This is a genomic window from Streptomyces sp. URMC 126 (genome assembly GCF_051386555.1).
In the GTDB taxonomy this organism is placed as follows: Bacteria; Actinomycetota; Actinomycetes; order Streptomycetales; family Streptomycetaceae; genus Streptomyces.
This window is the reverse complement of the sequence record NZ_JBPQTX010000355.1, coordinates 1-6,827: the sequence shown is the minus strand read 5'-3', so window position 1 is coordinate 6,827 and position 6,827 is coordinate 1. Positions and strand designations below refer to the sequence as shown.

The following is a 6,827-nucleotide window of genomic DNA, read 5'->3' as shown; positions in this document are numbered from 1 at the left end:
GAGCGGGGCCGGGCGGGGGCCGTCGCCCGTCGGCGCGCGGGGGCCCGCCGGCCGGAGCGGCCGGTTCGGGCCGCGTGAGGGCCATGTCCGAAACACCTTCCGGGAGCACGTCCTTCGGTGGGGTACACCGCTGTTGTCTCCACCCGAACTCCTTCGCAAACAAGGGCGGTTCGGGGCGCACCGAGACCGGGTATCACTCGACGGAGGGAGGGGATTCACGCCAAATTCCGGTCAAGCGCGAGGAGTTGTGACATGCCGAGCTGGTACGAGGGGCCGCTCGCCGCCTTCGACACGGAGACCACCGGGGTGGACGTCGAGCACGACCGCATCGTGTCCGCGGCCCTGGTGACCCAGTCACGGGCGGGGGCCTCGCCGGCGGTCACCCGCTGGCTGGTCAATCCGGGCGTCCCGGTGCCGGAGGGCGCCACGGCGATACACGGGCTGACCGACACCCACCTCCAGCGGTTCGGACGGTGGCCCGCGCCGGTGATGGAGGAGGTGGCCCGGGCGCTGGCCGAGCAGTCGGCGGCGGGGGTCCCCCTGGTGGTGATGAACGCGCCGTTCGATCTGACCCTGCTGGACCGGGAGTTGCGCCGGCACCGGGCCGCGTCACTCTCGGCGTACCTGGGAGCCTCGTCGCTGTGCGTCCTCGACCCCTGGGTGCTCGACAAGCACCTGGACCGGTACCGCAAGGGCCGCCGGACGCTGTCGGACCTGTGCGCCCAGTACGGGGTGGAGCTGACGGGCGCTCACGACGCGGCGGCGGACGCGGCGGCCGCGATGGCGGTGGCCCGGGCGATAGGGCAGCGGTTCGCGGTCCGGCTGGAGCGGCTGAGCGTGGCCGAGCTGCACGCGCGGCAGGCCGTCTGGCACGCGGCGCAGGCGCGCGGGCTCCAGGCGTGGTTCGCGCGGAACGGCTCGGAGGAGCAGTGCGATCCGGCCTGGCCGCTGCGGGCGGAGCTGCCGTCGGCGGCGTGAGGCGGCGGCTTCTGCCTGGCGTGACGACGACGCGAGGCCGGTCCTTCTGTCGAAGGACCGGCCTCGCGGTGTGTGGGCGATACTGGGATCGAACCAGTGACCTCTTCGGTGTGAACGAAGCGCTCTCCCGCTGAGCTAATCGCCCGGGCGCACCGCAAACATTACCGCATGTCAGAGGGGCTCCGAACCACCTCTCGAACAGCCGGGCCGCGACCGGGTCGCGGTCCGTCACCCTGGGTGATGACAGGGCTGCGGCGCCCCCTTGACGGAACTCACCGGAACGGCCGTACGCGGAGCGCGACGGGTCGGCCGTACGAGGTATCCGAAGAGTCCCAAAACGGGCAGAGGGGTTTACAACGGCACCGTAGGTGGCATGTCGATTTCGCCGACGTGCGAATCCCCGAGCGCACACTGAGCGAAAGGCCCTGGCGCTTATGAACACCACGGTCAGCTGTGAGCTGCACCTGCGCCTCGTTGTGTCGAGCGAATCGTCACTGCCTGTACCCGCAGGTCTGCGGTACGACACTTCCGATCCGTATGCCGTACACGCCACCTTCCACACCGGAGCCGAGGAAACGGTCGAGTGGGTCTTCGCCCGGGACCTGCTCGCCGAGGGCCTGCACCGGCCCACCGGCACCGGCGACGTCCGCGTCTGGCCGTCCCGCAGCCACGGTCAGGGCGTCGTGTGCATCGCGCTCAGCTCTCCGGAGGGCGAGGCCCTGCTGGAGGCGCCGGCGCGAGCCCTGGAGTCGTTCCTGAAGCGGACCGACGCCGCCGTCCCGCCCGGTACCGAGCACCGGCACTTCGACCTGGACACCGAGCTCTCCCACATCCTGGCGGAGAGCTGAGGCGGTCCACACCTGGAGGTCCGGTCCCTGCGCGCCGCCCACTCGGGGAGGCGGCGCGCGTCCCGTCCCGCTGACACGTCCCTCGCGCATCCGGCAGCACGGCCGCGCCGTCGCCACGGAAACCACCGTGGCCGACGACGCGGCCGTGTGGCGTTCCCCCTGGAGCCAGTAAGGTCGGTGGCCACCGTCGAACAAGTTGCCGCCCCACCGGCCGGGCCAGGGAGCGAACGAACCGTGCTGATCAATCACGACACCCGGTGCGCGCTCGACGCCGTCGTCGACCTGCTGAACAGCTGCCCCGCCGGGCCGCCGGCCGCCGTGACCCCTGAGGCGCCCGGGGTGCCGCCCGCGGCGGGAGGCGACGGGCTGGCGGACGTGGCGGCGCTGCGGGACTTCGTGAAGCGGCACGACATCAGTGGCGTGGGCCGGCTGGACGAGGACGATCTGCGGGCCGTGCGGGAGCTCCGGGGGCGTTTCGCGCGGGTCTTCGACACCGAGGCGACCGCGGAGGCCGCCGAGCTGCTCAACGCCCTGGTCGCCGAGGCGGGCACCACGCCCCGGCTCACCGATCACGACGGCTACGACTGGCATGTGCACTACTTCGCGCCGGGGGCGTCGCTCGCCCAGCATCTGGCGGCCGACGGCGGGATGGCCCTGGCGTTCCTCCTGGTGGCGGGCGAGCGGGAGCGGCTGCGCCGCTGTGGCGCGCCGGGCTGTGGGCGGGCCTTCGTGGACCTCTCACGGAACCGGTCCCGCCGCTACTGCGACGGCCGGACCTGCGGCAATCGGCTGCACGTGGCCGCGTACCGGGCCCGGCGGCGCGGCGCGGCCGACTGAACGGGCTGTCCACGCTCACCACCGGTAGAGATCGTGGACCGCGGTCACCAGGATCAGCGTCGCCACGAAGGTCAGGAACAGCATCAGGGGCGGCTGGGAGAGGGCGAAGAGGCAGCCTCGTGGTTCCTTGGCGAGGTCGCCCAGGTCGCTCAGGTCGAGGTCGTTCAGGTCGGACAGTTCTGCGGTCAGCTCGGCCGGTTCGTCGTTCATCTCCGGCAGATCATGACGCAGCGCGTTCCGTCAACGGGCCGATCGTGTGGAGGTGTTCGTCAGATCCCGTGTTTTTTGAGGATTGCCTCGATGTCGTCGAACTCTCCTCCGGTACCCTTCCGCCCCTTCGGCTGGGAACGCCCCTCGGAACGCCCCTTGGGACGCTGCGCGGACCGGCCCGCGGCCGCGCCTATCGCGGGGGCTCCGGTCGTCAGGGGATCGGCGCCGCCGGCCGGGGGCAGGTCGTGGCCTCCGGCGCCACGGCGCTCGGCGGCGCGGCTCACCAGGAACAGCAAGGCGGAGAGCGCGAGGACGCCGAAGCCGGCCCACACGGTGGGCTTGAAGACCAGGTCGGTGACCCAGTCGATGATCCCCGTCATGACCAGGCCGATCGGGATCAGGGCGAACGCCGCGATACGGGTCGCGGCGAGGAAGCGCTTGCGGTAGGCCGTCAGCAGGGCGATGCCCAAGCCGCCCGCGGACACCGCGGCGCAAACGGTCGAGGTCAGCATCCGGTCCTCCTGCCGATGGTGGTCTCCTGCATCCATCCTGCACCGGGTGGCGGCCCGGAAGCCACGACGGGGAGCAGGGATCAGGGAGAACTCCGGGTCTTCCCCTGGGGTCCCTCCTCCTCAGGGGCGAGACACCCGGCCTCCCCCGGTCCTCACCCGGCCGTCCCCCGCCGCGGCCGGGACTGGGAGACTGGGGCCATGAGCGAGACCAACTCCCCCTCCGCCCCGTCGCCCGCCGTCCTCGACGTCTGGTGCGACCTGCAGTGCCCCGACTGCCACGCCGCCCTGGACGACCTGCGGGCGCTCCGCGCCCGCTACGGCGACCGGCTGGACATCCGGCTCCGGCACTTCCCTCTGGAGAAGAACCGGCACGCCTACGCCGCCGCGCAGGCCGCCGAGGAGGCGGCCGAGCAGGGTCGCGGCTGGGAGTTCGCGGAGGCCCTGCTGGCGCGCACCGCGGAGCTGGGCGAGCGTGGCGAGGCCCTGCTGACGGAGGTGGCGGCCGGGCTGGGGATGGACGCCGAGGAGGTGGACACCGCGCTGATCGACGGTCGGCACCTGCTGATCGTCGACGCCGACCAGGCCGAGGGCAAGGCGATCGGGGTGACAGGCACCCCGACGTACGTCATCGGCGGTGAGCGGCTGGACGGCGGGAAGAGCCAGGAGGGTCTGCGGGAGCGGATCGAGGAGATCGCGGACCGGCTGTCGGCCGGCTAGCCGCCGCCCCGCCCGGTCCGCGCGACGCGCTCCTCGCGGACCGGCGCACGGCGCTCCCCCGCCCTACGGCCTCACAGTGCCTTGTTGAAGTACACACTCGTGGCCCGGTAGCCCAGGGACTCGTAGAGCCGCAGGGCCGGGGTGTTCCCGGCGAAGACGTTGAGGCCGAGGCGGTCGTGCCCCATGGCGAGGGCCTCGCGTTCGGCGACGAGCATCAGGGTGCGGCCGTGCCCCCGGCCGCGGTGTTCCGGCGCCACCTGGACGTCGTAGACGTAGGCGGTGCCGTCGCGCGTCCCCAGCCACAGCGTCCCGACGTCGACGCCCTCGTGGGCGAGGACGCGCAGGGCGGTGCCGGGGGTCGCGTTGCCCTGGGGCAGCAGGGACGCGTGGTCCGCCGCGCACTTGGCCTCGGCCTCGGCCCGGGGCACGCCGCGTTCGGTGAGCGACTCGGTGTAGTCCGCCTGCTGCGCGGCGAGCCACGCCGGGAAGCGGTCGTCGTCCAGGGGGCGGGCCTCGCTCCCGGCGGGCAGGGCGGGCGGGCCGGTGAGCGGTTTGGCCATGTTCCGGCTGCGCTCGGTGTAGCCGAGGGCGGTCACCAGGCCGAGCGCGGCGGCGTCCCCGGCGGGAACGCCGACGCCCACCCAGCGGCACCCCCAGCCGCGCAGCACCTCCTCGGCGGCGAGGGCGGCGACGGTGCCACGGCCCCGGCGGCGATCCCGCTCCTGGACGAAGAGCCGCTCTATGGACCCGGCGCGCGGGCCGAACTGGGGGTGGGTGCCGAGCGCGGCTTCGCCGACCGGCCTGCCGTTGACGCAGATCTCGTACGTACGGCTGCGGCGGCCGTCGGCGGTGCGCTGTTCCGGTGCCGTGGGGCGCAGGGTGGTGGTCATGCCGCTGTTCTACCCAGGAGCGGGGACGGGTGTCGCCGGGGTTTCCCGGTCGTGGCCGGTGCGGTTACGGCCCGGTCGCGGACGCTGCGGACGGGGATACGCGGTGCGGTCCGGCGCGGTCGCCTCGACCGCGGCCGGTTCAGGGGTCGAGGTCCTCGGCCGACCGCTCCGCGAAGACGCGCATGGCCTCGGAGGTGACCGGGCCGGGGGCGCCGGGGAGCCGCCGTCCGTCGACGGTCCCGACCGCCTGGACGTCACGCAGGCTGGACGTCAGGAAGATCTCGTCGGCGCGGTCGAGGACGTCCATGGGCAGGTCGGTCTCACGGGCTCCGGTCCACTCCAGGACGAGGGCGCGGGTGATGCCGGGGAGGCAGCCGGAGGCGAGGGGCGGGGTGTGGAGTTCGCCGTCGAGGACGACGAAGACGTTGGTGGCGGTGCCCTCGCAGAGCGCGCCGGCCGTGTTGGCGAGCAGGGCCTCGGTGGCGCCCTGTTCCTTGGCGCGGGCGAGGGCGACGACGTTCTCCGCGTACGAGGTGGACTTGAGGCCGGTGAGCGCGCCGCGTTCGTTGCGGGTCCAGGGGACGGTGACGGCGGCGGTGACGGCGGGCCGGGGCCCGATCGGGGCCGCGGCGACGAGGAGGGTGGTGTCGGCGGCGCCCCGGTCGGAGCCGAGCGGGGAGAGGCCGCCGGTCAGGGTGACCCGGAGGCGGCCGAGGGCGAGCGGGTGGGCGTCGAGGACGGCGGCGCAGGCCCGGCGGACCTCGTCCGCGTCGGGGACGGGCAGGCCCAGGCCGCGGGCCGAGGCGGCGAGCCGGGCCAGGTGCCGGGTGAGAGCGAAGGGGCGGCCGTCGACGACCTTGAGGGTCTCGAAGACGCCGTCGCCGACCGTCAGGCCGTGGTCGAACACCGAGACGCGCGCCGCGTCCTCCTCGACGAGCTTCCCGTTGAGCCAGACGGTCACCGTTGCCTCCCGGCGGTCGCGCTGTGGGTGCCCGACGCTATCGCCAGCAGCCGGGCCGCCTTGAGTTCGGTCTCGGCCCATTCGCCCTCGGGGTCGGAGCCCCAGGTGATGCCCGCTCCGGTGCCGAAGCGGAGAGCGGGGCCGCCGGGAGCCGCGCGGTCGGTCCAGAAGGTGCGGATGCCGACGGCCAGCTCGCCGGTGCCCCGGTCGGCGTCGACCCAGCCGATGCCGCCGCAGTAAGGGCCGCGCGGGCCGCGCTCCAGCCGCTCGATGATCTCCAGGGCGCTGGCCTTGGGCGCGCCGGTGACCGAACCGGGCGGGAAGGTGGCGGCGAGCAGGCCGGCCCAGCCGGTGCCCTCGGCGATCTCGCCGCGGACGGTGGAGACGAGGTGGACGAGGCCGGGGTGTTCCTCGACGGCGCAGAGCGACGGGACGGTCACGGACCCGGTGGCGCAGACCCGGCCGAGGTCATTGCGGACCAGGTCGACGATCATCACGTTCTCGGCGTGGTCCTTCTCGAGCAGGTCGGACGCGGTGCGGCCGGTGCCCTTGATCGGGCCGGACTCCACCGTGCGGCCGGTGCGGCGCAGGTAGAGCTCGGGCGAGGCGGTGACGACCTCGACGCCGTGGGCGGGGAGCCGGACGGTGCCGGCGTACGGGGCCGGGTTGCCGGCCGCGAGGTGGGCGGCGAGGGCGTCGACGTCGGCGTGGTCCGGATCGGGCAGCGGCGCGCCGAGGACGCGGCAGAGATTGGCCTGGTAGACCTCGCCGGCGGCGATGTGCTCGCGGATCCGGCGGACGCCCGCGATATAGGCGTCCCGGTCGAGGGAGCTGGTCCAGGCCTCGGGGGCGGGGCCGCGCCAGCGTCCGGGGG

General features: G+C 73.9%; 9 protein-coding genes and 1 tRNA gene. 4 read left to right on the top strand and 6 right to left on the bottom strand.

What is annotated here, in order from left to right; all coding sequences use genetic code 11:
- Positions 1 to 252 precede the first annotated feature (252 nt).
- Positions 253 to 978 carry an exonuclease domain-containing protein gene (locus ACSNOK_RS29005; RefSeq protein WP_436783760.1) on the top strand — a complete coding sequence of 242 codons (726 nt, stop codon included), beginning with the start codon at positions 253 to 255 and terminating at the stop codon, positions 976 to 978.
- A 73-nt stretch (positions 979 to 1,051) separates the two neighbouring features.
- On the opposite strand, the gene ACSNOK_RS29000 is transcribed toward ACSNOK_RS29005, so the two are convergent.
- Positions 1,052 to 1,123 (bottom strand) — tRNA-Val (locus ACSNOK_RS29000).
- A gap of 289 nt (positions 1,124 to 1,412) precedes the next feature.
- Between ACSNOK_RS29000 and ACSNOK_RS28995 the strand changes: the two genes are divergently transcribed.
- Positions 1,413 to 1,826 (top strand): SsgA family sporulation/cell division regulator, encoded by a 414-nt coding sequence (locus tag ACSNOK_RS28995; protein WP_004942301.1) that lies wholly within the window; start codon positions 1,413 to 1,415, stop codon positions 1,824 to 1,826.
- 234 nt (positions 1,827 to 2,060) lie between these two features.
- On the top strand, positions 2,061 to 2,663 hold the full coding sequence (locus tag ACSNOK_RS28990) for a CGNR zinc finger domain-containing protein (RefSeq protein WP_436783759.1): 603 nt from the start codon (positions 2,061 to 2,063) through the stop codon (positions 2,661 to 2,663).
- A 15-nt stretch (positions 2,664 to 2,678) separates the two neighbouring features.
- Here the strand turns inward: ACSNOK_RS28990 and ACSNOK_RS28985 are convergent, their stop codons facing one another.
- Both ACSNOK_RS28985 and ACSNOK_RS28980 read right to left on the bottom strand, forming a co-directional pair.
- Positions 2,679 to 2,873: a hypothetical protein gene (locus ACSNOK_RS28985; RefSeq protein ID WP_436783758.1), complete on the bottom strand. Its 195-nt coding sequence runs from the start codon at positions 2,871 to 2,873 to the stop codon at positions 2,679 to 2,681.
- A gap of 59 nt (positions 2,874 to 2,932) precedes the next feature.
- Positions 2,933 to 3,385 carry a hypothetical protein gene (locus tag ACSNOK_RS28980; RefSeq protein ID WP_436783757.1) on the bottom strand — a complete coding sequence of 151 codons (453 nt, stop codon included), beginning with the start codon at positions 3,383 to 3,385 and terminating at the stop codon, positions 2,933 to 2,935.
- A 198-nt stretch (positions 3,386 to 3,583) separates the two neighbouring features.
- Here ACSNOK_RS28980 and ACSNOK_RS28975 point away from each other — a divergent pair, with 198 nt between their 5' ends.
- Complete coding sequence (locus tag ACSNOK_RS28975; RefSeq protein ID WP_436783756.1) at positions 3,584 to 4,102, top strand: DsbA family protein; 519 nt, start codon at positions 3,584 to 3,586, stop codon at positions 4,100 to 4,102.
- 71 nt (positions 4,103 to 4,173) lie between these two features.
- On the opposite strand, the gene ACSNOK_RS28970 is transcribed toward ACSNOK_RS28975, so the two are convergent.
- The 3 genes from ACSNOK_RS28970 to ACSNOK_RS28960 all read right to left on the bottom strand — a co-directional run.
- Positions 4,174 to 4,992, bottom strand: coding sequence for a GNAT family N-acetyltransferase (locus tag ACSNOK_RS28970; protein WP_436783755.1), 819 nt, complete (start codon positions 4,990 to 4,992; stop codon positions 4,174 to 4,176).
- Positions 4,993 to 5,131: 139 nt separating this feature from the next.
- Entirely contained in the window at positions 5,132 to 5,953 is an 822-nt protein-coding gene (locus ACSNOK_RS28965) for an aminotransferase class IV (RefSeq protein ID WP_436783754.1), read from the bottom strand.
- A partial coding sequence (locus ACSNOK_RS28960; RefSeq protein WP_436783753.1) for a chorismate-binding protein occupies positions 5,950 to 6,827 on the bottom strand: 878 nt, incomplete at its 5' end. The genes ACSNOK_RS28965 and ACSNOK_RS28960, both read right to left, overlap by 4 nt.

Coding starts and splice junctions, on each gene's coding strand:
- ACSNOK_RS29005 (WP_436783760.1), top strand. CDS start 253: ATGCCGAGCTGGTACGAGGGGCCGCTCGCCGCCTTCGACACGGAGACC.
- ACSNOK_RS28995 (WP_004942301.1), top strand. CDS start 1,413: ATGAACACCACGGTCAGCTGTGAGCTGCACCTGCGCCTCGTTGTGTCG.
- ACSNOK_RS28985 (WP_436783758.1), bottom strand. CDS start 2,873: ATGAACGACGAACCGGCCGAGCTGACCGCAGAACTGTCCGACCTGAAC.
- ACSNOK_RS28980 (WP_436783757.1), bottom strand. CDS start 3,385: ATGCTGACCTCGACCGTTTGCGCCGCGGTGTCCGCGGGCGGCTTGGGC.
- ACSNOK_RS28975 (WP_436783756.1), top strand. CDS start 3,584: ATGAGCGAGACCAACTCCCCCTCCGCCCCGTCGCCCGCCGTCCTCGAC.
- ACSNOK_RS28970 (WP_436783755.1), bottom strand. CDS start 4,992: ATGACCACCACCCTGCGCCCCACGGCACCGGAACAGCGCACCGCCGAC.